This is a genomic window from Streptomyces sp. S07_1.15 (assembly GCF_020739505.1).
GTDB lineage: Bacteria > Actinomycetota > Actinomycetes > Streptomycetales > Streptomycetaceae > Streptomyces > Streptomyces xinghaiensis.
Genome location: NZ_JAJBZK010000001.1, coordinates 2,655,493 through 2,680,180, shown reverse-complemented (window position 1 = coordinate 2,680,180; position 24,688 = coordinate 2,655,493). Strand labels below are relative to the sequence as shown.

Sequence of the window (24,688 nt, the reverse complement as noted above, 5' to 3'; positions counted from 1 at the left end):
GTGACCGCCGAATGCCCGGGCCGGTGGTCCCGGCCGTGCTTGCCGGGACGGGATCGCGGCCGTGATTCCCGGGCCGTGACTCCGGCCCTGGTGACGGCTCCCCCGGGCGGCGGGCCGGGACATGCCGCAGCCCCGGCCGTCGGGACCGGGGCTGCCGCGTGGTGGGTCCGCCGCGCGGGCGGGGTCAGTCCTTGATCTCGCAGATGACGGCGCCGGAGGAGAGCGCCGCGCCGACCTCGGCGGCGAGGCCCTTGACGGTGCCGGAGCGGTGCGCGTTGAGCGGCTGCTCCATCTTCATGGCCTCCAGGACGACGACCAGGTCGCCCTCGTTGACCTGCTGGCCCTCTTCCACGGCGACCTTGACGACGGTGCCCTGCATGGGCGAGGCGAGGGTGTCGCCCGAGGCGGCCGCGCCGGCCTTCTTCGCGGTCTTCCGCTTGGGCTTCTTCTGCCCGGCGGCCGGGGCGGACGCCACACCCAGCGAGGCGGGGAGGGAGACCTCCAGCCGCTTGCCGCCGACCTCGACCACGACCGTCTCGCGGGTCTCGGCCTCGGCGTCCTCGGAGCCGGGGGCCGCGAAGGGCGGGATCTCGTTGGCGAACTCGGTCTCGATCCACCGGGTGTGGACGGTGAACGGCTCGCCGGAGCCGTCCAGTTCGGGGGCGAAGGCCCGGTCCTCGACCACCGCGCGGTGGAAGGGGATCGCGGTGGCCATGCCCTCGACCCTGAACTCGGCCAGCGCGCGGGCGGCCCGCTGCAGGGCCTGCTGCCGGGTGGCGCCGCTGACGATCAGCTTGGCGAGCAGGGAGTCCCACGCCGGGCCGATGACCGAGCCGGACTCGACACCGGCGTCCAGCCGCACGCCCGGGCCGGACGGCGGGGCGAAGACGGTGACGGTGCCGGGCGCCGGGAGGAAGTTGCGCCCCGGGTCCTCGCCGTTGATGCGGAACTCGAAGGAGTGGCCGCGCACGGCCGGGTCCCCGTAGCCGAGCTCCTCCCCGTCGGCGATCCGGAACATCTCGCGGACCAGGTCGATGCCGGTGACCTCCTCGGTGACCGGGTGCTCCACCTGGAGACGGGTGTTGACCTCCAGGAAGGAGATCGTGCCGTCGACGCCGACGAGGAACTCGACGGTGCCGGCGCCGACGTAGCCGGCCTCCTTGAGGATGGCCTTGGAGGCGCGGTACAGCTCGGCGTTCTGCTCCTCGGAGAGGAAGGGCGCGGGGGCCTCCTCGACGAGCTTCTGGTGGCGGCGCTGGAGCGAGCAGTCGCGGGTGGAGACGACCACCACGTTGCCGTGGGTGTCGGCGAGGCACTGGGTCTCGACGTGCCGCGGCTTGTCCAGGTAGCGCTCGACGAAGCACTCGCCGCGCCCGAAGGCGGCCACCGCCTCGCGCACCGCGGAGTCGTACAGCTCGGGCACCTCTTCGAGGGTGCGGGCGACCTTCAGGCCGCGGCCGCCGCCGCCGAAGGCGGCCTTGATGGCGATCGGCAGGCCGTGCTGCTCGGCGAAGGCCACGACCTCGTCCGCGCCGGAGACCGGGTCGGGGGTGCCGGCGACCAGGGGCGCGCCGGCCCGCTGGGCGATGTGCCGGGCCGCGACCTTGTCGCCGAGGTCGCGGATGGCCTGCGGCGGCGGGCCGATCCAGATCAGGCCCGCGTCGATGACCGCCTGGGCGAACTCGGCGTTCTCCGAGAGGAAGCCGTACCCGGGGTGGATGGCGTCGGCGCCGGACTCGGCGGCGGCCCTGAGGACTTTGGACATGTCCAGATAGCTGGCTGCCGGGGTGTCACCACCCAGCGCGTAGGCCTCGTCGGCCGCGCGGACGTGCAGAGCGTCCCGGTCCGGATCGGCGTAGACGGCTACGCTCGCGATCCCGGCGTCCCGGCAGGCGCGGGCAACGCGGACAGCGATTTCGCCACGGTTGGCGATGAGCACCTTGCGCACGATGGCTCCCTCCTTGAAACAAGGCGAGTTTAGGGACTGCCGACACGCCATGCCGAGGCGCCTCAGGGGGTGACCTTCCCCACACGCACGGTCAGGCCACCGGTGCCCAACTGCCGAAAGTCCTTGTCGTGCAAGGATAAGCGCGCCTCACCGGGGCCGTGGTCGAGCGCCGGTGTGGGCAACGTCTCTGTCGGGGCCCCAGGTGGGCGGGTGGATTTTTTTGTGGGGTCCCTACGAACCCCGGCCGGAAACTTTGCCGGGTGGTCGCTTCCTCGCCGCAGCCTTCGCAGACCCCTTGTCCTACGGCATTACCCGTTAGTAGCGTGCCGCACGTCGTCTGATACTCGTGGTAACAGGCCGAGCGGTGGGAAGAGGGGTGGGTCCGGTGGCTCGCAGACCGGTGGCGCTCGTGGCGGCGGTGGTGCTGATGGCCGAGGCGCTGGGCATCGTCTGGCTGCACTGGTTCCTGGGGAAGGTCGTGGACGGCCAGCGCATGTCGCTCGCCGGTCTGGACCCGGACCACATGTCGGCCGGAACCCTGGCGCTGGGCATCGGCTTCGGGCTCTACCTGTTCACCTGCGGGGCGGTGCTGATGTACAGCGGACTGCGCGACCGGGCGCCGAACCGCTTCTTCCGCGTCCTGCTGATCGCCTGCGCGGTGGTGCACGCGCTGCTGGGGGCCCTGACGGTCGGTCTGGTGGGCTGGGGCGCGTTCGCGTTCATGATGCTGGTGTTCGGGCTCGTGGTGCTCTCGCTGATCGCATACGGGGAGCCGGGCCGCGGCCGGGCCGCCGAGCGCGGCGCCGCGGGCCGCGGTGGAGCCGGCGCGACGGGACCCGGCGGGACGGTTCCCGGGCCCCAGCCGCCGGTGGTCCCGGGCACCCCCGGAGCGGTCTGAGCGGGCCCGCCGCGCGGCGGGTGCCCCGGCTCCCGTCCGGGCTCCCGTCCGGTGGCCGGGGCGGGCGCCCGGGCCCGCACGGGCCCCGCTGCGGCCCGTCCCCGCGAGCCGGCCTCAGACCGCCGGCGGGGCGTCCTCGCGCACCCACAGGTCGGTGATCCGCAGGTCCAGATCGGCGAGGAGCGCGCGCAGGGCCGGCAGGGACAGCCCGATGACGTTGCCCGGGTCGCCGTCGATCCCGTCGATGAACGGCGCCGACCGCCCGTCGAGCGTGAACGCGCCCGCCACATGGAGGGGTTCACCGCTGGCGACGTAGGCGGCGATCTCCTCGTCCGACGGCTCGCCGAACCGTACGGTCGTGGACGCCGTCGCCGAGACCTGCCGTCCGCTCACCGTGTCGATGACGCAGTGCCCGGTGCGCAGCACGCCCGAGCGGCCCCGCATGGACTTCCAGCGGGCCGTCGCATCCTCCGCGCCGTCCGGCTTGCCGAGCGCCCGCCCGTCCAGGTCCAGCACCGAGTCGCAGCCCACGACCAGCGCGCCCGCGGCCTCCGCCCGGCCGGCCACCGCGGCGGCCTTGGCCTCCGCCAGCAGCCGCGCGAGCTCGCCCGGGGTCTCCGCGGTCAGCGCGTCCTCGTCCACCCCGCTCACGATGACCTCCGGCGCGAGCCCGGCCTGCCGGAGCAGGGCGAGACGGGCCGGGGAGCGGGAGGCGAGAACGAGCGTGCGGGGCACGGCGGATGCGTTGTTCGGCATGCGGGCCAGCGTATAGAAGCGGCCGTGGGGACGGCGGGGGACTCCGGGCGGAGGCGGGGGAGCCGGCCGGGCGCGCGGGCCGCCGGGGAGGAACGTCAGCCCTGGAAGCCCAGGACGAGCAGCAGGACCACGATCACCGCGACCGCGAGCACCCCTCCGGCACGCCGCAGCATCTCCTCGGTGTCGCGGAGGTCCCGGGGCGGTTCGTCGGAGGGGTCGGACCACAGCATGCGTCCGATGATCCGCCGGAAACGGCGGTGCCGCCTGAGTACGGATACTCAGGCGGCACCGTTCCGTTCGCGGGGCCCGAGCGGGCCTGTGCGGGACTGAGCGGGCCTGTGCGGGCCGGACCGCCTCAGCGCGGCCAGTACGAGCTGCGCCAGGCCGTGGGGCCGGGGTGCGGCAGCCTGCGGCCCGGCACGTTCCGCGCCGGGGCGGCCCATTCGTCCAGCTGCTCGGGCGCCGCGGCGGCGGACGAGGCCGCCGAGGCGCGTGCCTGGACCACCGCCAGTGCGGCGGCCAGCTCCTCCGGGGTCGGATTGCCCCGTACCACCTTGAACATCGCCGGCCTTCCTTCCCTCGGCTTCCGCCGCGTCTGATTCCCGCCGTTTCACCCCGTACGTACCCGCCGTACCGCTGCTCCTCACCGCCCGCCGGGCGGGCCGGCTACAGCGGGATGTTGCCGTGCTTCTTCGGCGGCAGGGACTCGCGCTTGGAGCGCAGGGTGCGCAGGCCCCGGGTGATGTGACGCCGGGTCTCGGACGGCATGACCACCGCGTCCACATAGCCCCGCTCGGCCGCGACGTACGGGTTGAGCAGCGTGTCCTCGTACTCGGTGATGAGCCGCTGCCGCAGCTCCTCCTGCGCCTCGGGCGTCTCGGCGGCGGCGAGCGTCCTGCGGTGCAGGATGTTCACCGCGCCCTGTGCGCCCATCACCGCGACCTGGGCGGTGGGCCAGGCGAGGTTGAGGTCGGCGCCGAGGTGCTTGGAGCCCATCACGTCGTACGCGCCGCCGAACGCCTTGCGGGTGATGACCGTGATCAGCGGGACGGTCGCCTCCGCGTAGGCGTAGATCAGCTTGGCGCCGCGCCGGATGATGCCGCCGTACTCCTGCTCGACGCCGGGGAGGAAGCCGGGGACGTCGACGAAGGTGATCACCGGCACGTTGAAGGCGTCGCAGGTGCGCACGAAGCGCGCGGCCTTCTCGGAGGCGTCGATGTCGAGGCAGCCGGCGAACTGCTTCGGCTGGTTGCCGACGATGCCGACGGGGTGGCCCTCGACCCGGCCGAAGCCGGTGATGATGTTCGGCGCGAAGAGCGCCTGGGTCTCCAGGAACTCGCCGTCGTCCAGGACGTGTTCGACGATGGAGCGCATGTCGTACGGCTGGTTGGCCGAGTCCGGGATGATCGCGTCCAGCTCGCGGTCCTCGTCGGAGGTCTCCAGGTCGGCCTCCTCGGGGAAGGCCGGGGGCTCGCTGAGGTTGTTCGACGGGAGGTAGGAGAGGAGCGCCTTGACGTACTCGATGGCGTCCTTCTCGTCGCCCGCCATGTGGTGTGCGACCCCGGAGGTGGCGTTGTGGGTGCGGGCGCCGCCCAGCTCGTCGAAGCCGACGTCCTCGCCGGTGACGGTCTTGATGACGTCCGGGCCGGTGATGAACATGTGCGAGGTCTGGTCGACCATCACCGTGAAGTCGGTGATCGCGGGCGAGTACACCGCGCCGCCCGCGCAGGGGCCGACGACCAGGGAGATCTGCGGGATCACCCCGGAGGCGTGGGTGTTGCGTCGGAAGATCTCGCCGTAGAGACCGAGGGCGCTGACGCCCTCCTGGATGCGGGCGCCGCCGGAGTCGTTGATGCCGATGACCGGGCAGCCGTTCTTCAGCGCGAAGTCCATCACCTTGACGATCTTCTGGCCGAAGACCTCACCGAGGGCGCCGCCGAAGACCGTGAAGTCCTGGGAGAAGACGGCGACGGGGCGGCCGTCGACGGTGCCGTAGCCGGTCACCACGCCGTCACCGTACGGGCGGTTCTTCTCCAGGCCGAAGTTGGTGGAGCGGTGCCGGGCGAACTCGTCCAGCTCCACGAAGGACCCCTCGTCGAGCAGCAGATCGATCCGCTCCCGAGCCGTCAGCTTGCCCTTCGCGTGCTGTTTCTCGACGGCGCGCTGCGAGCCGGCGTGCGTGGCCTCGCCGATGCGCCGCTGCAGGTCCGCGATCTTTCCCGCGGTGGTGTGAAGGTCGATTTCCGGCTCGGACATCGGGATGCGGCTCCTGCTCGTCCTGGTGGGGGCTACCTGGTTACCGCCTCGTAGCGTATCGGCGGCACTGTGTCCTGCGAGTGCGGCGTTGGCCACATCTCCGCAGGCCGGGTACCGCGCGCGGAGGGGCGCGTGCGGTGAGCGCACGCTCCTTGTGCGCGGGGGACGCGGCGGGGCGGCGGGATGTGGGCGATCGCACAGGGGCGCGCCGGAGCCGGCGGGGCGTACGCTCCCGGCACGCCGGCCGCGCGTTCCCTGCCTACGCTGGCCCCATGACTGCCACCCCGTCCGGCGGATCCGCGCCGGAACCGCCCGGCCGCTGGTCCGATCTGGAGCGGCCGCCGCTGAACGCCACCGGGCTGCGCCGCGCCCTCGTCCGCCCCGGCGGGCTGTGGACCTCGCTGGACGTCGTCGAGGTCACCGGCTCCACCAACACCGATCTGGCGGAACGGGCGGCGGCCGGAACCGTCCCCGAGGGAGCGGTGCTCGTCTCCGAGGAGCAGTCGGCGGGCCGCGGCCGGCTCGACCGCCACTGGGTGGCGCCGGCCCGCTCCGGGATCTTCGTCTCCGTCCTGCTGCGGCCGGGACCCGCCGTCCCCGTCACCCGCTGGGGCTGGCTGCCCCTGCTCGCCGGGGTGGCCACCGCGACCGCCGTGTCCCGCACCGCGGGCACGGACACCGCGCTGAAGTGGCCCAACGACCTGCTGGTGACGGTGGACGGGGAGGAGCGCAAGGCGGGCGGCGTCCTCTCCGAGCGCGTCGGCGACGGGGACGTCGTCCTCGGTATCGGCCTCAACGTGTCGCTGGGCGCGGACGAACTCCCCGTGCCGGGCGCGGGCTCGCTCGCCCTGGCCGGAGCGGTCTCCACGGACCGCGACCCGATTCTGCGGGCCGTCCTCCGCTCACTCGAACAGTGGTACGGCGACTGGCGCGCGGCCGGGGGCGACCCGGCGCGCAGCGGAGTCCTGGAGGCGTACGCCGCCGGCTGCGCCACCCTCGGCCGGACGGTCCGGGCCGTACTGCCAGGCAACCGGGAGATCAGCGGCGAGGCGGTCGCCCTGGACGGGGACGGGCGGCTGGTGCTGCGGACCGACGGGGGCGGCCGGGAGGCCGTCGGCGCGGGCGACATCGTCCACCTGCGGCCCCGCGGGTGAGAGAGCGGCCGGAGAGAGTGAGCCAGCACACACCTGACGTATCGTTGAGGCGGCCGGGGACAGCGTCCCGGGCGCGTCCGGGTGGCGGACCCGGACGGCACGGCGAGATGTGATCGGAAGGGCTGTGCGCACGGATCGGACAGGGGGCGGGCAGTGATCGTCGACGACGCGGGCGCCGGCGAGGGCTCGGAAGGACCGGATGCCGGCGGTGCCCCCGGCGACGGCGCGGGCACGGCCGGCGGCGAGCGGGCCGGGGAGGGCGCCGAGGGCCCCGAGGGGCCGGACGAGGGCCCGGACGAGGGCCCGCCTCCCGGCGCGGAGCGGCCGGACCCGGGCGGCCCGCCCCCGGTACCTTCCGGCGCCGGAGCCCCGTACACGGCGAACGCCTTCGCGGGCTCGCACGACTCCGACGAGGTCGAGGAGACCGAGGACAACCCCCTCGCGATCCGCCTGGAGCAGCTGATCCTGGGCGCCGAACGGCAGTACACCCCCTTCCAGGCGGCCCGCAGCGCCGGGGTGTCGATGGAGCTGGCCTCCCGCTTCTGGCGCGCCATGGGCTTCGCCGACATCGGCCAGGCCCGGGCGCTGACGGAGGCCGACGTGCTGGCGCTGCGGCGGCTGGCGGGCCTCGTCGAGGCGGGGCTGCTGAGTGAGCCGATGGCCGTCCAGGTCGCCCGCTCCACCGGCCAGACCACGGCCCGGCTCGCCGACTGGCAGATCGAGGGCTTCCTGGAGGGCCTCACCGAGCCCCCCGAGGAGGGGATGACCCGCACCGAGGTCGCGTATCCGCTGGTCCAGCTGCTGCTGCCGGAGCTCCAGGAGTTCCTGGTCTATGTGTGGCGGCGGCAGCTCGCGGCGGCCGCCGGGCGCGTCATCCAGACCCAGGACGACGAGGAGATGGTCGACCGTCGGCTGGCCGTCGGCTTCGCGGACCTCGTCGGCTTCACCCGGCTCACCCGGCGGCTGGAGGAGGAGGAACTCGGCGAGCTCGTCGAGGCGTTCGAGACGACGGCGGCGGATCTGGTCGCGGCCCGCGGCGGCCGGCTCATCAAGACCCTCGGCGACGAGGTGCTGTACGCGGCGGACGACGCGGGCACGGCCGCCGAGATCGGCCTGCGCATGATCGAGACACTGGCCAATGACGAGACCATGCCGGAGCTGCGGGTCGGCATCGCCTTCGGCACCGTCACCACGCGCATGGGCGACGTCTTCGGTACGACGGTGAACCTCGCGAGCCGCCTCACCTCGATAGCGCCGAAGGACTCGGTCCTGGTGGACGAGGCGTTCGCGGCGGAGCTGATGCGGTCCGGGGACGCGCCGGAGTCGGAGGCCGAGGCGGCCGCGGCGGAGAAGGAGGGCGCGGAGCCGCCGCACCCGTACCGCTTCGCGCTCCAGCCGATGTGGCAGCGTCCGGTCCGCGGTCTGGGCGTCGTCGAACCCTGGCTCCTCACCCGCCGTCCGGAGCGACGGCCGGTGCTCCCGCCCGCAGAGCCGTGACGGGGCCCGGCCGCGCGGTGTGACGGCCCGCGGCCGCGGCGGAGTATCGGGCGCGGAAGCTTGCCGGGGACGGGCGCTCGCGCGGGGCGGGGGCGATCCGGGGAGGCCCGTACCCGGGGCAGCTGTGTGTACCTGTACCTGCGCTTGGGGGACGCCTGTATCCGGGGACGCCTGGAGCGGGGGAGTCCGCGCCTCCGGGAAGCCCGCTCCGGGAGGAGCAGGACCCCCGCCGGGGATCAGCGGCCGCGGAACCGCCGCCGCTCCGGTCCGGGGGCGGGAGCCGTCGGTGAGGCGTCGGCCATCCGCACGACCGGATCGTCGGGCCCCTCGTCCCCCGCCACGACCGGCCCGTCGGCGCGGGCCGCCTTCGCCCGGTACTGTGCCGCGTCCGCCAGCCGGAACAGCCGCCGCGCGGACGGCACGGGCCCGATCGGCTGCCCCGTCGAGGCCACCCCGCAGGCGACGCCCTCGCCGAGATCCAGTTTGGCCGCGCGGTGGCACAGCTCGGTCGCGGCCCGCACTACCTCCTCGGTGGGCGGTCCGACGGTGACGAGGCAGAACTCGTCCCCGCCCAGCCGCGCCGCGAGCGCCCCGGGGAGCATGGCCCCGCAGACCGACAGCACGGAGCCGAAACGCTCCAGCAGCCGGTCGCCGACCGCGTGCCCCAGGGTGTCGTTGACCTGCTTGAGCCCGTTGATGTCGCAGACGACGAGGCTCACCACGGTCCCGTCCGCCCGGTGCCGCTCCAGCGCCTCCTCCAGCCGGACGTCCACGGCCCGTCGGTTGGCCAGGCCGGTCAGCGGGTCGGTGAAGGCGAGCCGGCGGGCCTCCGCGAGCCGCTCGGTCTGGGCGATCCCGGAGGCGGCCACCGCGGCGAGGACCGTGGCGAACCGGGCGTCCTCCCGGTCGAAGACGGGGGCGCCGACGGGCCGCGCCACATACAGCTCGCCCCAGGCGCGGCCGTGGAGCACGATCGGCGCGACCACACAGCAGCCCCGCCCGCGCCGCCGGAGGGCGGCGACCCGCTGGTGGCAGTACGAGCCGGGCCCGCGGTCGCAGGGCGGGCCGTCGGCGGTCTCCACCCAGGCGTCGGGCTCGCCGCCGCCCGCCCACCGCTCGTGCAGGAATTCGGCGATCTCGGGGAAGTCGCGGACGGGATAGGACTCGTTCTCCGGGAACTCCTCCTCGTCCGGCGCGAGTGCGCCGACGTTGACCAGGACCCGGAGCCGCCCGAGGTCCCGTTCCCAGGCGGAGATCGCGGCGAAGCAGCCGCCGAGGGCGCTCCGGGCGCCGAGCGCGGCGGCGCGTGCCGTCTCGCGGGGGGTCTGGGCGGCGGCCATCGCCTGGGCCAGCGCCACCACGGCGGCCAGCCGCGCATCGCCCCCGCCGTCACCAGCCACCCGGCACCTCGTGTTCCGTCACTGTGGGCACATCCTTCACCCCAGACTAGGAACATTTCCCGGTGAGCGCCCTCCTGGGGAGGGCTTCTTCTCCGGTCCGAGACCCGGCCGACGCCGCTCCGCCGCCGAGGGGCCCCGGAGCCGCGTCGCCCGGGGCTGAGCCCGTTCCTGAGCCCGTTCCGGAGCCCGGTTCCCCCGGCCGCCCCGGTTCACTCCCCGGGCCAGTCCGGTGCCCGCTTCTCGTTGAAGGCCGCGACGCCCTCCGCGCGGTCCCCGGAGAAGGCCACCGCCCGCCAGGCGCCGTCCTCCACCTCCAGGCCGGCGCGCAGGTCCAGCCCGTGTCCCAGCCGGAGGGCGCGCTTGGCCGCGCGCAGGCCGACCGGGGAGTTGGCGGCGATGCGGGTGGCGAGGGCGAGGGCCTCCTCGCGGTCCCGGCCCTCGTCCGCGAGCTGGTCGACCAGGCCCAGGGAGAGCGCCTCGGCGGCGGCGACCCGGCGCCCGGTGAAGATCAGCTCGGCGGCCCGCGCGGCACCGACCCGGCGGGGCAGCAGCTGGGTGCCTCCGCCGCCCGGGATCACACCGACGGACACCTCCGGGAGCCCGACCACGGCCGTGGGATCGGCGACGACCAGATCGCAGGAGAGGGCGATCTCGAACCCGCCGCCGAGGGCGAAGCCGTGCACGGCGGCGATCGTCGGCATCGGCAGTTCCAGGACACCGGTGTACGCGGCGCGGTTGACCGGCCTCTGGCGCAGCAGTTCGGCGTCCGTGAAGGAGTTGCGCTCCTTGAGGTCGGCGCCGACACAGAAGGCGCGCTGGTGGCTGGAGGTCAGCACCACGACCCGCGCCGAGGGGTCGGCGGCGAGGGCGTCGCAGGCCTCGGTGAGGCGGCGGGCCAGTTCGGTGGAGACGGCGTTCATGGCCCGGGGACGGTCCAGGACGAGCTCCGCCACATGGGTGCCGTGCCGCCGGACGGCGATCCACTCGCCGTACCGCACCTCGTCCGCCGCGCCGCTCATCGCCGCCTCCTGTCCTCGGTCGTGCATCGCGAGTCGTGCACCGTGTTAACGATCGTTCATCCGATCATGTCAGGCGCGGGACGGCCGGGCCAGGGGCGGTGCCGGACGGCTGTGCGGCCCGCGTCGTGACAGAACCTGATTCAGAACTTAGGGTGCCTGAATATGAATATGCACAGCGTGGTGCTGGGAACGTCCGGCGTGAGCGCGGACGACGTGATCGCCGTGGCCCGCGGCGGGGCCCGGGTCGAGCTGTCCGACGGAGCCCTCGACGCGCTCGCCGCCGCCCGGCGGGTCGTCGACGCCCTCGCGGCCCGCCCGGAGCCCGTGTACGGCGTCTCCACCGGATTCGGCGCCCTCGCCGTCCGCCACATCGGCGCCGAGCTGCGCGGCCGCCTCCAGCGGAACATCGTCCGCTCGCACGCCGCGGGCATGGGCCCCCGCGTGGAGCGCGAGGTCGTCCGCGCCCTGATGTTCCTCCGGCTCAAGACCCTCGCCTCGGGCCATACGGGGGTGCGGCCGCTCGTCGCCGAGACGATGGCCGCCCTGCTCAACGCCGGCATCACCCCGCTCGTCCACGAGTACGGGTCCCTCGGCTGCTCCGGCGACCTGGCACCGCTCTCCCACTGCGCCCTGGCCCTCATGGGCGAGGGAGAGGCGGAGGGGCCCGACGGTGTCGTGCGCCCGGCGGCCGAACTGCTCGCCGAGCACGGCATCGCCCCGCTCGACCTGCGCGAGAAGGAGGGCCTGGCCCTCCTCAACGGCACCGACGGGATGCTCGGCATGCTCGTCATGGCCAACGCCGACCTCGCCCGCCTCCTCACCTCCGCCGACATCACCGCCGCCCTCTCCCTGGAGGCGCTGCTCGGCACCGACCGGGTCCTCGCCCCCGAACTGCACGCCGTCCGGCCGCACCCGGGCCAGGCCGCCAGCGCGGACAACATGCTGCGGATGCTCGCCGGCTCCGGGCTCACCGGCCACCACCAGACCGGCTACGACGGCCTTCAGGCCGCCCCGCGCGTCCAGGACGCCTACTCGGTGCGCTGCGCGCCGCAGGTGGCCGGCGCGGGCCGGGACACCCTCGCGCACGCCCGCCTCGTCGCCGACCGGGAACTCGCCGCCGCCGTGGACAACCCCGTCGTGCTCTCCGACGGCCGGGTCGAGTCCAACGGCAACTTCCACGGCGCGCCCGTGGCGTACGTCCTGGACTTCCTGGCCGTGGCCGCCGCCGACCTGGCGTCCATCGCCGAGCGCCGCACGGACCGGCTGCTCGACAAGAACCGCTCCTACGGCCTGCCGGCCTTCCTCGCCGGCGACCCGGGAGTCGACTCCGGGCTGATGATCGCCCAGTACACGCAGGCGGCGCTGGTCGGTGAGCTGAAGCGGCTGGCGGTCCCGGCCTCGGTCGACTCGATCCCGTCCTCCGCGATGCAGGAGGACCATGTCTCGATGGGCTGGTCCGCCGCACGCAAACTGCGCACGGCGCTCGGCAACGTGAACCGGGTCATCGCCGTGGAGCTGGTGGCCGCCACCCGCGCCCTCGAACTGCGCGAAGGGCTCGCCCCGGCCCCCGCCACCCGCGCCGTCCTGGAGGCGGTGCGCGCGGCCGGCGTCGCGGGCCCGGGTGGCGACCGCTTCCTCGCCCCCGACCTGGCCGCGGCGGACGCCTTCGTGGCCTCCGGGGCCCTGGTCGCGGCGGCGGAGACGGTCACCGGACCGCTGGCCTGACAGCCCGGTCGCATCCGGACGCGGAGACGGAGAGACGGGAGAGGCCGAGACGGAGAGGCGGAGACGGCGGGACGCGAAGAGCCCGCCCGGGGAGCCCTCGGTCCCGGGCGGGCGGAGCGTGCGGTCAGCGGCAAGAGCGGTCGTCCGGGCGTGGGTTCAGCGCGGAACGCGGCGGGAACGTCCGGGCGGGACCGATACGCCGTGCCCGGATGACTCGGAGGACTCGGACGACTTCAGACGAGGGTGCGCGAGCGGCGTCCGGCGGAGGAGACCAGCGCGGCGCCGAGGCCCAGGAAGAGGGTGCCGCCGAGCAGGTACGGGGTGGTGTCGACGCTGCCGGTGTCGGCCAGCGCGAGTTCCTCGGCGTCCGTGACCGTCTCTCCCCCGGCGGCGCCGGAGCCCGCGGCGGGATCCGCCTCCTCGGCCGGCGACTGTCCCTGCGTGCGGTCCCCGACCTGTTCCGCGGCCGGAGCTCTGCCCTCTTCGACGGTCGCGTTCGCGGACGGCACGAACCACAGGGCGAGCAGCATGGCCCCCGCGGCGGAGGCGGTCAGCAGTGGTCGGCGTGCGGACACGTCATGGACCCCTTGCGGTGCAGGTTGGTTGAACGGCCGGGTCCGATAGTAGTGAAGGTCACGGGTCATGGGAAAGTCCGGAGGGCGAGCGGTACCCTCGCCAGTGTCCCGCCTGCCGCGGATCGTCCGGTCCTGGTGTATTTCGCGGCAGTTGGGGATGTCCGGCCGCCGCGGGGCCGGGCGCACGGGGCCGGGAACCGCGGAAGCAAGCCGTCCGGTCAGGGATGGAAACCCGCGGACGCGGGCAGGCGCCCCACACGGCAGGCGTCTGGAGACACGAAGGGGTGAGGAACGGCGCGGGACAACCGGTCACTCTTCGGAGGGCCGTGTCCGGATCGGGTACGCACGTGGCGTGCGCCACACTTCCGAGACCCGTGGAACGGGTCGACGGGTCCGGGTGTTCTTACTGAGCACTGGCCGGAAGACTCGCTTGCGGCTTCCGGCCCGCGACCCGGGGACAGTAGCAATGGAGAAGCGTGTGATGACGACAGGTAAGCGGCGGAAAGCGGTCGTCGCCGCCGCCGCGCTGCTCAGCGGCGTACTGACGCTCACCGCCTGCGGGGGTGGCGGCAGCGCTGACTCCGACGGCAAGGGCGGGGACAGCGGTGACAGCGGAAAGCAGTCGCAGGTCGACCGGGCGGCTGCCAAGGACGCCTCGGACGCACGAATAAAGATCAGCCCCAAGAACGGCACGGACAACGCGGGCATCAACAACGACGTCCGGGTCACCGTCACCAAGGGCAAGCTCTCCGCGGTGTCGATGACGGCTGTCGCCTCCGGCGCGGAGATCCCCGGGAGCCTGTCCGGCGACGGCAAGAGCTGGAAGCCGGACGGTTCGCTGGAGCGTTCGACCAAGTACAAGATCACCGCCACCGCCGAGGACTCGGAGGGCCGCAAGGCCACCGAGCACTCCACCTTCACCACCGTCTCGCCGGACAACAGCTTCCTGGGCTACTACACCCCCGAGGCCGACTCCACCGTGGGTGTCGGGATGCCCGTGTCGATCAACTTCGACAAGAGCATCCAGAACAAGAAGGCCGTGCAGTCGGCGATCGAGGTCAACACCACCAGCGGCCAGGAGGTCGTCGGACACTGGTTCGGCACCCAGCGGCTCGACTTCCGGCCCAAGGAGTACTGGAAAGCCGGCTCCACGGTGACCGTCAAGCTCGGCCTCGACGGTGTCGAGGGATCGCCGGGAGTGAAGGGCGTCCAGGACAAGTCGTTCAGCTTCAAGATCGGCCGCAGTCAGGTCTCCACCGTCGACGTCAAGAGCAAGACCATGTCGGTGGTGCGGGACGGCAAGGAGATCAAGAACTTCAAGATCTCCGCGGGCAGCTCCGAGAACCCGACGTACAACGGTCAGATGGTGATCTCCGAGAAGTTCAAGGAGACCCGGATGAACGGTGCCACCGTCGGGTTCACGGACGACGACGGCAAGGGTGAGTACGACATCAAGGACGTGCCGCACGCCATGCGGCTCTCCACCTCCGGCACCTTCATCCACGGCAACTACTGGGGCGCCGACTCCATCTTCGGCCAGGCCAACACCAGCCACGGCTGCGTCGGTCTGAACGACGTCAAGGGCGCGGACGACCCCGGCCAGGACGGCGCCTGGTTCTACAACCAGTCGCTCATAGGCGATGTCGTGACCGTGAAGAACTCCCCCGACAAGGAGATCTCCCCGGACAACGGCCTCAACGGCTGGAACATGGACTGGAACGAGTGGGTCGCCGGTAGCGCGGTCTGACCCGCACCGGAGCGATCCCGCACCGGAGTGATCCGGGCCCGCACACGCCGCGCGCGGCGTGCGACGCACCACCGCCGGGCGGGGGCCGACAGGACCGTCGGCCACCGCCCGGCGTCCGTCCGCCACCCTCCACCGTCCCGCCGGCCGGTGCTGTTTCTCACCCCGCTCTCATCGGGGCCTCAGCCGTCCCTCACCGCGGCTGCCTACCGTCGCCCGCATGTTCCTCACCTACCTCCGGCGCGAGCTGCGCCGCCGCAGAAAGGCGGCGCTCGTCGTCGCCTCCGGTCTCGCCCTGGGCATCGCCCTCGTCATCGTCGTCACCTCCGTCTCCGCGGGGATGAAACAGGCCCAGGGCCAGGTCCTGGAGTCCCTGTACGGACTCGGCACCGACATGACCGTCACCAAGGCGCAGGAGCAGCCCGAGGAGGGCGAGGCCCCGCAGCGCCCCCGCTTCCGCTTTGACGCCGGCGAGGAGGGCGAGGAGCAGAGCGACGACCGGCTGATGGTGCAGGGCTTCGAGACGCTCGACGCGAGCACCGTGGGGAAGGTGGCCGGGCAGGAGGGCGTCGCCGACGCCGTCGGCGGCCTCAGCCTGGTGAACCTGAAGATCAGCGGCAGCTTCGAGCGCGGCGAGATCGGCGCGGCGCCCGGCCCCGGCGCCGGAGACGGCGGCGACAGCGGCCGGGGCGGCGGCGAGATCCGCGGCGGGGGCGCCGACTTCGGCATCGAGTCCTTCACCGTCTACGGCACGGACGTCACCGAGCCCGCTCTCGGACCGCTGACCTCCTCCGCCCTCACCGACGGCCGCACCTTCGAGAGCGGCGAGACCGACGCCGAGGTCGCCGTCGTCGACAACGCCTACGCCCAGCGGGAGGACCTCGCGGTCGGCGACGAGATCTCCGTCAAGGGCACGGAGTTCGAGATCGTCGGCATCGCGACCGCCGACAGCGGCTCCGCCGCCGCCGATGTCTACATCCCGCTCCAGCGGGCCCAGACCCTGTCCGACTCCAAGGACGAGATCACCACGGTCTATGTGCGGGCCGAGGACTCGCAGGCCATCGGCGCGGTCAAGTCCGCCATCCAGAAGAACGTGACCGGGACTACCGTCACCACCTCCGAGGATCTCGCCGCCACCGTCTCCGGCTCCCTCAGCACCGCCGCCGACCTCGCGTCGAGCGTCGGGAAGTGGCTGTCCGTCGTCGTCCTGGCCGCCGCCTTCCTGGTGGCCGGGCTGCTGACCTCCTCGGCCGTCAGCCGCCGGGTACGGGAGTTCGGCACCCTCAAGGCCCTGGGCTGGAAGAGCGGACGCGTGACCCGGCAGGTCGTCGGCGAGGCCCTGGTCAACGGACTGCTCGGCGGAGCCCTCGGCATCGCCCTCGGCCTCGGCGGCGCCTACCTCATCACCGCGCTCAGCCCCGGCCTCACCGCCGAACTCGCGCGCGGGGCCGGGCTGTCCGGCGGCGGCCGGATGGGCGCGGGGCCCGCCGGCGGACCGGGCGGCGGTGGCGGAGCGGCCGCGGCGCAGAGCATCGACATCGCGCTGACCGCCCCCGTCGCCCTCGGCACCATCGGCCTCGCGGTCGGCCTCGCGGTCGCCGGCGGACTCGTCGCCGGAGCCTTCGGCGGCTGGCGCGCCGCCCGGCTGCGTCCGGCCGCCGCCCTCAGCCGCGTCGCCTGACCGGCGGCCCCCGGCCCGTCCCGGCCCTCCCCACCCGTTCTGTCCCGGCCCGGCCCGTCTCGGCCCTCCGCGCGCGGCCCCGGTCCCGTCCCCGACGGCCCGGCTCGTACAGCCGTACGCGGAGGCCACGCCTTCCCCCCCGGCCCGCGCGGCACCGCGCGGTCCCCGCCATCCACCCAGGAGCGACATGTACCAGCTGACAGGTGTCACCAAGCGCTACACCCGGGGCAAGGAGACCATCGACGCCCTCGCCGGTGTCGATCTCTCCATCGACGACGGCGACCGGCTCGTCATCCAGGGCCCCACCGGCGGCGGCAAGTCCACCCTGCTCCAGATGCTCGGCGGCCTCGACCGCCCGACCACGGGCAGCGTCGAACTCGACGGCGTGGACCTCGCCCGGCTGAGCGAGGCCCGGCTCACCGCCGTACGGGCCGAGAAGATCGGCTTCGTCTTCCAGAGCTTCAATCTGATCCCCACGCTCACCGCGCAGGAGAACGTCGAGACCGCTCTCGTCCCGCTGCGGGTGAAAGCGGCGGAGCGGCGGCAGCGGGCGGCCGAGGCCCTCGGCTCCGTGGGGCTGGGGGAGCGGCTCGGCCATCTGCCGGGCGAACTGTCGGGCGGCCAGCAGCAGCGGGTGGCGATCGCGCGCGCTCTGGTCAAGCGGCCCAGGGTGCTGCTCGCCGACGAGCCGACCGGCAACCTCGACGAGGGGACCCGGGACGACATCGTCGACCTGCTGGAAGGGCTCTGGAAGGAGCACTCCCTGACCTTCGTGATGGTCACCCACGACAGCGCCGTCGCCCGCCGTGCTCCCCGTCTCGCCACCATCGAGGCGGGGAGGCTGACGGTCGCGGAGCAGGCGGTCCCGGCTTCCTGAGCTCCGCCCGGGCTCTCCGTACGGCGGCGGCGAGCGCCTGCGAACGGCACCGGCGCCCGGGCCGCCGGACCGCGGCCGGCGCGGCGGGGCGGGCGGCGGAGAGGGGGAGGGGGTGGGGAGAGTCAGGTCTCAGCGGACTCTGCCGTAGAGCCGGTAGTTCACCGCGATCATCATCCCGAGGCCGACGAAGAACCCGATGGCCGAGGCCTTCAGCACGGCGGCCCCGCTCAGCCCGACCAGGAAGCCGATGGCGCTCCCCGCCAGAGCCCCGTAGGCCACTGACCGCACCTCGCGGATCATCTTCGTGCGCACGCTGTGGATGGCCAGCCACAGCGCCAGCAGCGCGACGCCCGCCAGGATGCCGAGCAGCCAGGCTCTCCCGAGCGAGGCACCGCCCTCCTGGTCGAGGAAGCCGGCGTAGAAGCCGAAGACGACGCTGGTCACGACGGGTGTCCGCCAGATGTTCCGCCCGCGGGGCCGGGCGTGTGCCGCTGTGCCGCGGCGCTCCGCCTGGGTCTGCATGGCGCGGCTCCTCTCTCCCGCTGCCCCCGCTCTTCCAGGGCACACCCGGCCGGCCGGTACGTCAATTCGATCAGCCCCCGCCGGGCATCCGGGCGGGGGCTGATCGCGGACGGGAAGGGCGCGCCGCCTGCCGTACGGCGCCGTGCCGCCGCTACGGCACGGTGGTGCTGTACGTGTACTGCGGCAGACCGCTCTGCCGGCCCACTCCGGCGAGCATGTCGTCGGGCACGGTGGACGGGACCTCCCAGCCGCCCGGGTGGACGGGGTGGCCGTAGGAGTCGTAGAAGTCGTAGGCGTCGTAGGTGTCGTCGATGTCGGTGCTGCTGCGGCGGTGCCGTCCGGACCGCGGCTCCCCGCCCGGGCCGCTGCCCGCCCAGGGCGGTGAGAGCCGTCCCTCGGCCGACAACTGCTGGGCCCGGGAGATCAGCCGGGCCAGATCGAGACCGAACTCGGCGGCCAGGACCTGGAGATCGACCCCGGTCTGCCAACTGCCGACGAGCAGCGCGTCCATGGCACCGGACCAGCGCGGTTCGCGGAGCTGCTGCTGGGGGTGTGCCTGCGCCTGCGGCTGGGGTTGCTGCGGGACAGGCGGCGGCTGGTGCTGGTGCTGGTGCTGGGTCTGCTGCGGGGCCGGTGTCTGGTGTTGCTGGTAGTGCTGGTAGTAGGTGTGCTGCTGGTGCTGGCTCTGCGGGTACTGCGTGGGGGGTTGGGCGGGGGCGTAGTACTGGTACGCCATCGGATCCGCGTACGGCTCGTGCACCGTCCCGCCCACCTCGTGCGCCGCCCCGGGTACCCCGGCCGTCCCGGCGGCTCCCGGGATTCCGGCCGTCCCCACGGGGTGTGCGGTGGCGGTCTCCGGTGCCGTCAGCGCCTCCGCCTGTCCGTCCTCCGGCGCCACCGCCGCGGCGGCCAGCAGCTGGTCCGCCACCCCGCGGGCGTCCTCCTTGCCCACCGTCCGCCGCGCGACGCGCACTTCGCGTTCGTTCAGCCCCAGCACGCCGGCCACCGCACCATCGCTGCCGACCGTGACCGCGAACGCCGCCAGCAGGCGCGACCTGTGCACCTGGGCCTCGTCCAGAGTCGCCTGCGCCGAGCGCACCTGTTCGTCACTCCGACAGAACGCTTCTGCCAACACCGTGTTCCGTTCCCACCACTGCCGCGGCTCCATGACGCGACAACGCCCCTACGGATGATCGGGTAACCCTCCGGACGCCTCTCGTTGAGCCAAGTGGGTGGTATGTCGCATGGACGTTTCTTCTTTCCGCTCCTCCGTTCGCTTCTCCGCCGGCGTCCGCGCATGACCCGGGAGGTAATCGACCCCGCCGGGGCCCGGCGGCAGGATCGTGCACGGGAGGACGGCATCCCGTACGACCAGTGAAAGGCCCGCCATGACCGGCATGTTGAACCCCTCCGGCGCGTCCGGGGGCAGGACGGTGTCCGGGGGCTCCGGCCCCGTCGGCAGCTTCGGGGAGGAGACCCGGGAGGAGAAGAGGGGGGGAGACGAGGGAGGAGACCGGGGAGGCGGCCACCCGGCAGGCCGTGCGGGAGTTCCTGCGGCGCGTGACGGAGCGCGATCCGGACCGCATCGCGGCCCTCTACGCGGAGGAGGTCGACTGGATGGTGGCCGAGAACCCGGCGGTCCCCTGGATCAAGCCGCGCCCGGCCCGTGCCGATGTCGCCGGGCACTGGGCCGATCTGGCCGCGCACACCGTGAGCGGGGAGGGGTGGGCGACGGTCGGCGCGATCGTCGTCGACGGCGCCGAGGCCGTGGTCACGGGAGAACTCGGCGGGAGGGTCGCCGCCACCGGCAAGACCTTCAGGAGCCCCTTCGCCCTGCGTCTGACCGTCGAGGACGGCCTGATCACCCGGCATCACGTCTACGAGGACAGCCTGGCCGTGGCGGCCGCCTGCACCCCGGACGCCACTGCCTGAGCCGCCGTCACCACCCGGTGCGGCTCCGCCCCGCGCCCCCGCCCGCAACCGCCCGTGCCCGCCCGCCCGCAACCGCCCGTGCCGGTCCGCGCCGGCCCGTGCGGCGATCCGCGACAGCCGCTCTTTCGAGGAGAGACCATGCCCGCCTACGCCATCGGCCACTTCACCCGCGTCCGTCCGCACCCCGACGTCATCGACTACGTGGAGCGGATCCAGGCCACACTCGATCCGTACTCCGGCCGGTTCCTCGTCCACGGAGGGCCGGTCGAGGCACTGGAAGGCGAGTGCGGGGCGGAGCTGGTCGTCATCGAGTTCCCGGGGAAGGACGAAGCCCGGGCCTGGTACGACTCGCCCGCCTACCAGGAGATCCTGCCGCTGCGCACCCGGCACGTCGACGGCGACGCCTTCCTGATCGAGGGGGTCGGGCCGGACTACGACCCGGCCCGGAAGGGCGAGGTGCTGCGCCGGTCGCTCTGAGCGGGTCCGGCCGAGCGGGCTCCTCCGCCCGCGCCGGAGTCGACGGGGTGTCCGTCGGCTCCTGGATGCCCGGGACATCAGGCGCCGTTGAGCCGGGTGTTGCTGGACGGTTCCGGGGGATGTTCCCGCCGGGCCGTGCCGTGGGGGCGCCGCGGGCGCCCGTCGGCGCCTGCCACGGGTCCGCGACGCGCGGATGCCCCCGTGTAACAACCGGCCGAGGAGTCTGGCATTCCGGGGTGGCCGCCCTTACCGTGGGAGCGCTCCCATGGTGTCGCCCCAGGAGAGTTCGATGCGAGCCCTTTGCGCCGGCCCCGGCCGTGCGGACCCCCGGCCGGACCGATGGCGCCGACCTGAACTCCGCGGCCAGAGAACGGAGTTCCGGCCCGGCCGGTGAGAAGACGCGGAGGCGCCACGGTCCCCCACAGGCCGTGGCGCCTCCGTCCCTTTACGGGGGCGCGGCCCGCAGCGCCGCCGTTCCGGATGCCGGTCACCGTGCGGCGGCGGGCGCGGAGCGGGGGCTTGAGGAGAGCTGCCCACCCGGGTGGCCGGGGGGCACTTCCGGAGGGCGGGCCGGGCGGACCGGCCGCGGCGCCGGAACGGCCGCCTCCGGGGAGAAGCCGGTGGGCGTGGCCGCCGGCCGCCGCCCCCCCGGGTTGTCCGTACCGCGCCTGCCCCGTACCCGTACGGAGTGATCAGCGCGGCGGGGTTCCGCCCTCGCATCCGTCCGCCGGTATCGCGCCGGAGGGCAGGGGGCGGCCGTCACGCAGCGCGGTGAAGACCTCGTCCGTGAGGGCGTCCGGTCCGTGCTCGGCGAGGAACGCCTGCGCGCGGCCGAGCGGAGAGTCCGCCGGGGCGGGCTCCTCGGAAAGCTCCACGCCGAGGATCATCGCGCCGAAGAGGGCTCCGATGTGCTGCGGGTCCTGTGAGTCCATGCCGGGAGCGTAGGTCCGGGCACTGACACCGATGCCGATGTCCGGGTTCCGGTGCCGATGCCCGGGTTCCGGTGGCCGCGCAGTGGCGTACGGAGGCCGGGGCCGGGGCCGGGCGTGTGCGCGGCGCCGCCCCGGGCCCGTGGCGGGCTCTCTCAGGAGTCCCGCCTCCCGTCGTCGCCCTTCGGGGTCATGAACAGGAGGTAGAGGGCAATGCAGAAGCCGATCCCCAGGACGATCATCGACGTACCGCTCACGCTGCACCGCTTCCTTCGGCCGGATCTCGTGGACAAGGGCTAACACAGTCATGGGCTCCGGCTCCACTTTCTTCGCTTTCCGTATACCCGCTGTTCGCGGCCGTCCACGGTGCGCGACCCCCGGTGGGGCCGGCGGGCGCGGAGGCGCGGCGGTGCGGTGGCGTGACGGGCCGGAGGTGCGGAGGGCCCGGCACAGCGCCTCGGAGCGGGGCGGTCCGGCCGCCCACGCCTCCGCGGCTCCCGGCCCGTCCGACCTGGGGTGATGCCGGCGCGGCAGGCGCCTGACCCCACGCATCGCGAGCGGACACGCAGCGAGGGCGCCGTCACCCTATGCGACCGTCCGGATATGCCGCAGGAGAATGCCCGAATTCCCGTGCGAGTGGGGCACGTTGCGTAACCTCCTGGTCACTGGAGCGGGGTGACGCCCGCCTCAGCACGCTTGGGATGGGGAGGACACCGGCGTGTCCGGAATCGATGAGTGCCTGATGGAAGCCATGGTGCTGCCCGGCGCGCGGGGTGCCGCCGTGATCGAGTGGACGAGCGGGCTCGCCCTGGGCACGGCGGGAGACGCCCCCAACGGCGACCACGAGGTCACCGCGGCCGAGATGGCCGAGATCGCCCGGCTGGCCGCCGAGCACACCGCGTTCGGCTCGGCCGAGGAGAACGGGGCCGGCGGCGCCGGGGCGGGGGACGGGCCGGAACACAGGGGCGACGGAGAGCAGGTGCTCCTCGCGGAGCCCTCGGCGCGGGTGCCCGGCGGAAGGGACGCGGATGTCCCCGTGGAGGACGTTCTGCTCACCACCCGTACCGGCTACCACCTGCTGCGCTTCGTCGAGAACACCCTGGACAGCAGCGTCTTCGTCTACCTGTGGCTCGGCCGGGACGACGGAAACCTGGCCCTGGCCCGGCTGCGGCTGCGCGATCTGGTCGAACGGCTGGCCCTGATATGAGAACGGGAACGGCGGTACGGCCGGCGCTCTCGCCGCTCCTGGTCCGCATGGCCGCGCGGCGGGCCACCGGGGCGCTGTTCGGGGAGTCCGGCACGCTCTACCTGGTCGACGGGCGGATCGTGCACGCGGAGAGCCCGGCGGCCCCGGGCCTGGACATCCTGCTGGCCGCCGGCGGGAGGCTGCCCGCCGAGGGCTGGCGGGAGGCGATCGCGCAGGCCGGTGCCCGCCGGGAGGTCGGCCGCTTCCTGGTGGAGAGCGGGCGGCTGGCCGGCGGCGAACTGGAGATCTGCCATCTCGGCGCGCTGTTCGACGCGGCCTACTTCGCGCTGGCCCCGGGCCGCGGCCCGGTCCGCTTCCGCCACGGCGCCGCGCACTGGCTCGGCCCCGTACGGCCGGTGCGCGTCGAGGCCGTCGAACGGGAGACCCGGCGGCGCAGGGCACTGCTGGAGGCGGTGTGGCCGCATCCGCAGGTCGACACCGCCCCGGTGGTGCGGCGCGCCCTGATACGGGCGCCGGCGGTCACCCGCAGGCAGCGGGCCGTACTGGACCTCGCGGACGGGGTGCGCACCGCCGCGGAGATCGCCCGGCTGCTGGGACGCCCGGCCTTCCACGCCCTGCTGGACATACGGAGGCTCGCGGCGGCGGGGCACATCGAGACGCCCCGCCCGGGCGAAGCGCAGCCCCCGCCCGCCCTGCCCGCTTGGGTCGCGGACATCTCCGACGACCCGGACGTCGAACTGCTGCGCCGGCTCCGTGCCGCACTGGAGGCCATGTGAATTCCCCGTCCACCCATGAGGCCCCCTCAGCGGTGTCATGAGGCGAGCACTCCGACAGCGCGCCGAGAGGAGGCAGCTGATGAAAGCGGAACCCGAAATCCTGGAGGAACTCGGCCGGTTGCGAGCCCGCGTGCCCGGGGTGACCGGAGCACTGGCGGCCAGCGCCGACGGGCTCGTCCTGGCCCAGGACGGTGCGGGAGAGGGCGCCGAGGGAGTCGCCGCACTGACCGCGGCCGCCCTCGGGGTCGCCCTGCGGCTGACGGACGCCACCGGCCGCGGAAGCTTCCGCGAACTGCTGGCCAGGGGCGACCGGGGCTACGTCGCGACCTACGCGGCCGGAACGGCGACCGTCGTCACCGTCCTGGCCGGGCCGCGCACCAACGTGGGCCGGCTCCATCTGGAGGCGCGGCGGTCCGGGGCGCGCATCGGGGAGATGGTCGACGGCGCACTCGAACGGCCGGAGCAGGGCGGCTGAACGGCGGGCCCGGGCGGGCTGCCCGGCTCTGCCTGCGCCCGGTCACGGGTGGCCGGAGTACGGCTGCCCGCGGGGGCGCGCGGGGGCGCGCGTACGGGCGCTGGCTCGGTACGGAGCGTGCCTCGTCCGCCGGTGCACGGAGGCGGGGGCGTACGGACGCGGGGGCGTGCGGTGCCGCCCGTCCACCCGGTCCGTCCGCCCCGGCGGAAAGACCCCCACAGAACAGAACACCCATCAGGGAAAGGAAGAAGGAACGGATATGAGCAACACGGAAACCGCCCTCAAGGAAACGATGACGTCGATCGAGGGCGCCGTCGGCGTCGCGCTCGTCGACTTCAACAGCGGCATGGCGCTCGGAACCCTCGGTGGCGGCAAGGACCTCGATCTGGGCGTGGCCGCGGCGGGCAACACCGACGTGGTGCGGGCCAAGGTGCGCACCATGGAGCACCTGGGGCTGAAGGACGAGATCGAGGACATCCTCATCACGCTGGGCACCCAGTACCACCTGATCCGGCTGATGAAGGGCCGCGGCAAGAGCGGCCTCTTCCTCTACCTGGCCCTGGACCGCGGCCGCTCCAACCTGGCGATGGCCCGCCACCAGCTCAAGCAGATCGAGGCGGGCCTGGAGGTCTGACGGGCCGCCGGGTCCGCAGCTTCACGGGGTCCGCACGGCGCCCGCACGGGGTCCCGGGAGTACGGCGCGTCCCGGACGGGGCGCGGATGTGCCGCCGGAGACCCCGTCCGCCCGCTCGCGCGGGGGGCCGGAAGGGCCGCCTTCCGGCTCCCCGCGGCGGGGCGGGGTCTCGGCTCGAACGCGTGGTCGCCGGTACGCCGACGGCG

At 73.8% G+C, this 24,688-nt stretch carries 24 protein-coding genes; 13 read left to right on the top strand and 11 right to left on the bottom strand.

Annotated elements, in window-relative coordinates; all coding sequences use genetic code 11:
• Positions 1-184: 184 nt before the first annotated feature.
• A complete protein-coding gene (locus LIX60_RS11415) occupies positions 185-1,948 on the bottom strand; it encodes a biotin carboxylase N-terminal domain-containing protein (RefSeq protein WP_019710368.1) in 1,764 nt (587 codons plus the stop codon).
• A gap of 385 nt (positions 1,949-2,333) precedes the next feature.
• Between LIX60_RS11415 and LIX60_RS11410 the strand changes: the two genes are divergently transcribed.
• Positions 2,334-2,846 (top strand): hypothetical protein, encoded by a 513-nt coding sequence (locus LIX60_RS11410; protein ID WP_227958336.1) that lies wholly within the window; start codon positions 2,334-2,336, stop codon positions 2,844-2,846.
• A gap of 114 nt (positions 2,847-2,960) precedes the next feature.
• On the opposite strand, the gene LIX60_RS11405 is transcribed toward LIX60_RS11410, so the two are convergent.
• From LIX60_RS11405 to LIX60_RS11395, 4 genes are all read right to left on the bottom strand, one after another.
• On the bottom strand, positions 2,961-3,602 hold the full coding sequence (locus LIX60_RS11405) for a nucleoside triphosphate pyrophosphatase (RefSeq protein ID WP_227958335.1): 642 nt from the start codon (positions 3,600-3,602) through the stop codon (positions 2,961-2,963).
• Positions 3,603-3,697: 95 nt separating this feature from the next.
• Positions 3,698-3,832: a morphogenic membrane protein MmpB gene (gene mmpB, locus LIX60_RS31445; protein WP_265584840.1), complete on the bottom strand. Its 135-nt coding sequence runs from the start codon at positions 3,830-3,832 to the stop codon at positions 3,698-3,700.
• A gap of 125 nt (positions 3,833-3,957) precedes the next feature.
• Positions 3,958-4,164, bottom strand: coding sequence for an acyl-CoA carboxylase epsilon subunit (locus LIX60_RS11400; RefSeq protein ID WP_227958334.1), 207 nt, complete (start codon positions 4,162-4,164; stop codon positions 3,958-3,960).
• Between the two features lie 104 nt (positions 4,165-4,268).
• The gene (locus LIX60_RS11395) at positions 4,269-5,858 is read right to left on the bottom strand and encodes an acyl-CoA carboxylase subunit beta (RefSeq protein ID WP_227958333.1); all 1,590 of its coding nucleotides are present in this window, start codon (positions 5,856-5,858) and stop codon (positions 4,269-4,271) included.
• A 272-nt stretch (positions 5,859-6,130) separates the two neighbouring features.
• On the opposite strand from LIX60_RS11395, the gene LIX60_RS11390 reads away from it, so the two are divergent.
• Positions 6,131-7,012 (top strand): biotin--[acetyl-CoA-carboxylase] ligase, encoded by an 882-nt coding sequence (locus LIX60_RS11390; protein WP_227958332.1) that lies wholly within the window; start codon positions 6,131-6,133, stop codon positions 7,010-7,012.
• Between the two features lie 153 nt (positions 7,013-7,165).
• On the top strand, positions 7,166-8,509 hold the full coding sequence (locus LIX60_RS11385) for an adenylate/guanylate cyclase domain-containing protein (protein ID WP_227958331.1): 1,344 nt from the start codon (positions 7,166-7,168) through the stop codon (positions 8,507-8,509).
• 236 nt (positions 8,510-8,745) lie between these two features.
• Here LIX60_RS11385 and LIX60_RS11380 read toward each other — a convergent pair whose 3' ends face one another.
• Positions 8,746-9,849, bottom strand: coding sequence for a sensor domain-containing diguanylate cyclase (locus LIX60_RS11380; RefSeq protein WP_227962719.1), 1,104 nt, complete (start codon positions 9,847-9,849; stop codon positions 8,746-8,748).
• Positions 9,850-10,118: 269 nt separating this feature from the next.
• Positions 10,119-10,928, bottom strand: a complete 810-nt coding sequence (locus tag LIX60_RS11375) for an enoyl-CoA hydratase/isomerase family protein (RefSeq protein ID WP_227962718.1) — start codon at positions 10,926-10,928, stop codon at positions 10,119-10,121.
• 168 nt (positions 10,929-11,096) lie between these two features.
• Here LIX60_RS11375 and hutH point away from each other — a divergent pair, with 168 nt between their 5' ends.
• Positions 11,097-12,653 (top strand): histidine ammonia-lyase, encoded by a 1,557-nt coding sequence (gene hutH, locus LIX60_RS11370; RefSeq protein WP_227962717.1) that lies wholly within the window; start codon positions 11,097-11,099, stop codon positions 12,651-12,653.
• A gap of 233 nt (positions 12,654-12,886) precedes the next feature.
• Here the strand turns inward: hutH and LIX60_RS11365 are convergent, their stop codons facing one another.
• Positions 12,887-13,228, bottom strand: a complete 342-nt coding sequence (locus LIX60_RS11365) for a hypothetical protein (RefSeq protein ID WP_227958330.1) — start codon at positions 13,226-13,228, stop codon at positions 12,887-12,889.
• A gap of 466 nt (positions 13,229-13,694) precedes the next feature.
• Between LIX60_RS11365 and LIX60_RS11360 the strand changes: the two genes are divergently transcribed.
• The 3 genes from LIX60_RS11360 (at position 13,695) to LIX60_RS11350 (ending at position 17,530) form a co-directional block, all read left to right on the top strand.
• Positions 13,695-14,975, top strand: coding sequence for an Ig-like domain-containing protein (locus LIX60_RS11360; protein WP_227958329.1), 1,281 nt, complete (start codon positions 13,695-13,697; stop codon positions 14,973-14,975).
• Between the two features lie 217 nt (positions 14,976-15,192).
• Entirely contained in the window at positions 15,193-16,653 is a 1,461-nt protein-coding gene (locus LIX60_RS11355; protein WP_227958328.1) for an ABC transporter permease, read from the top strand.
• A 187-nt stretch (positions 16,654-16,840) separates the two neighbouring features.
• The gene (locus LIX60_RS11350; protein ID WP_227958327.1) at positions 16,841-17,530 is read left to right on the top strand and encodes an ABC transporter ATP-binding protein; all 690 of its coding nucleotides are present in this window, start codon (positions 16,841-16,843) and stop codon (positions 17,528-17,530) included.
• Positions 17,531-17,659: 129 nt separating this feature from the next.
• Here LIX60_RS11350 and LIX60_RS11345 read toward each other — a convergent pair whose 3' ends face one another.
• Together LIX60_RS11345 and LIX60_RS11340 are read right to left on the bottom strand one after the other, a co-directional pair.
• Entirely contained in the window at positions 17,660-18,052 is a 393-nt protein-coding gene (locus LIX60_RS11345) for a hypothetical protein (protein WP_227958326.1), read from the bottom strand.
• Positions 18,053-18,203: 151 nt separating this feature from the next.
• On the bottom strand, positions 18,204-19,187 hold the full coding sequence (locus LIX60_RS11340; RefSeq protein WP_227958325.1) for a hypothetical protein: 984 nt from the start codon (positions 19,185-19,187) through the stop codon (positions 18,204-18,206).
• Positions 19,188-19,591: 404 nt separating this feature from the next.
• On the opposite strand from LIX60_RS11340, the gene LIX60_RS11335 reads away from it, so the two are divergent.
• Positions 19,592-19,984 carry a nuclear transport factor 2 family protein gene (locus tag LIX60_RS11335; RefSeq protein ID WP_227958324.1) on the top strand — a complete coding sequence of 131 codons (393 nt, stop codon included), beginning with the start codon at positions 19,592-19,594 and terminating at the stop codon, positions 19,982-19,984.
• 138 nt (positions 19,985-20,122) lie between these two features.
• On the top strand, positions 20,123-20,461 hold the full coding sequence (locus LIX60_RS11330) for a DUF1330 domain-containing protein (RefSeq protein ID WP_227958323.1): 339 nt from the start codon (positions 20,123-20,125) through the stop codon (positions 20,459-20,461).
• Between the two features lie 692 nt (positions 20,462-21,153).
• On the opposite strand, the gene LIX60_RS11325 is transcribed toward LIX60_RS11330, so the two are convergent.
• A complete protein-coding gene (locus LIX60_RS11325; RefSeq protein WP_227958322.1) occupies positions 21,154-21,393 on the bottom strand; it encodes a hypothetical protein in 240 nt (79 codons plus the stop codon).
• A 715-nt stretch (positions 21,394-22,108) separates the two neighbouring features.
• Between LIX60_RS11325 and LIX60_RS11320 the strand changes: the two genes are divergently transcribed.
• The 4 genes from LIX60_RS11320 to LIX60_RS11305 all read left to right on the top strand — a co-directional run bounded on the left by LIX60_RS11320 (position 22,109) and on the right by LIX60_RS11305 (position 24,482).
• Positions 22,109-22,597: a hypothetical protein gene (locus LIX60_RS11320; RefSeq protein WP_227958321.1), complete on the top strand. Its 489-nt coding sequence runs from the start codon at positions 22,109-22,111 to the stop codon at positions 22,595-22,597.
• A complete protein-coding gene (locus LIX60_RS11315; RefSeq protein WP_227958320.1) occupies positions 22,594-23,373 on the top strand; it encodes a transcriptional regulator in 780 nt (259 codons plus the stop codon). Before LIX60_RS11320 ends, LIX60_RS11315 begins: the two co-directional genes overlap by 4 nt.
• 37 nt (positions 23,374-23,410) lie before the next feature.
• A complete protein-coding gene (locus LIX60_RS11310; protein WP_227958319.1) occupies positions 23,411-23,848 on the top strand; it encodes a roadblock/LC7 domain-containing protein in 438 nt (145 codons plus the stop codon).
• 259 nt (positions 23,849-24,107) lie between these two features.
• Positions 24,108-24,482, top strand: coding sequence for a hypothetical protein (locus LIX60_RS11305; protein WP_227958318.1), 375 nt, complete (start codon positions 24,108-24,110; stop codon positions 24,480-24,482).
• Positions 24,483-24,688: the final 206 nt, after the last annotated feature.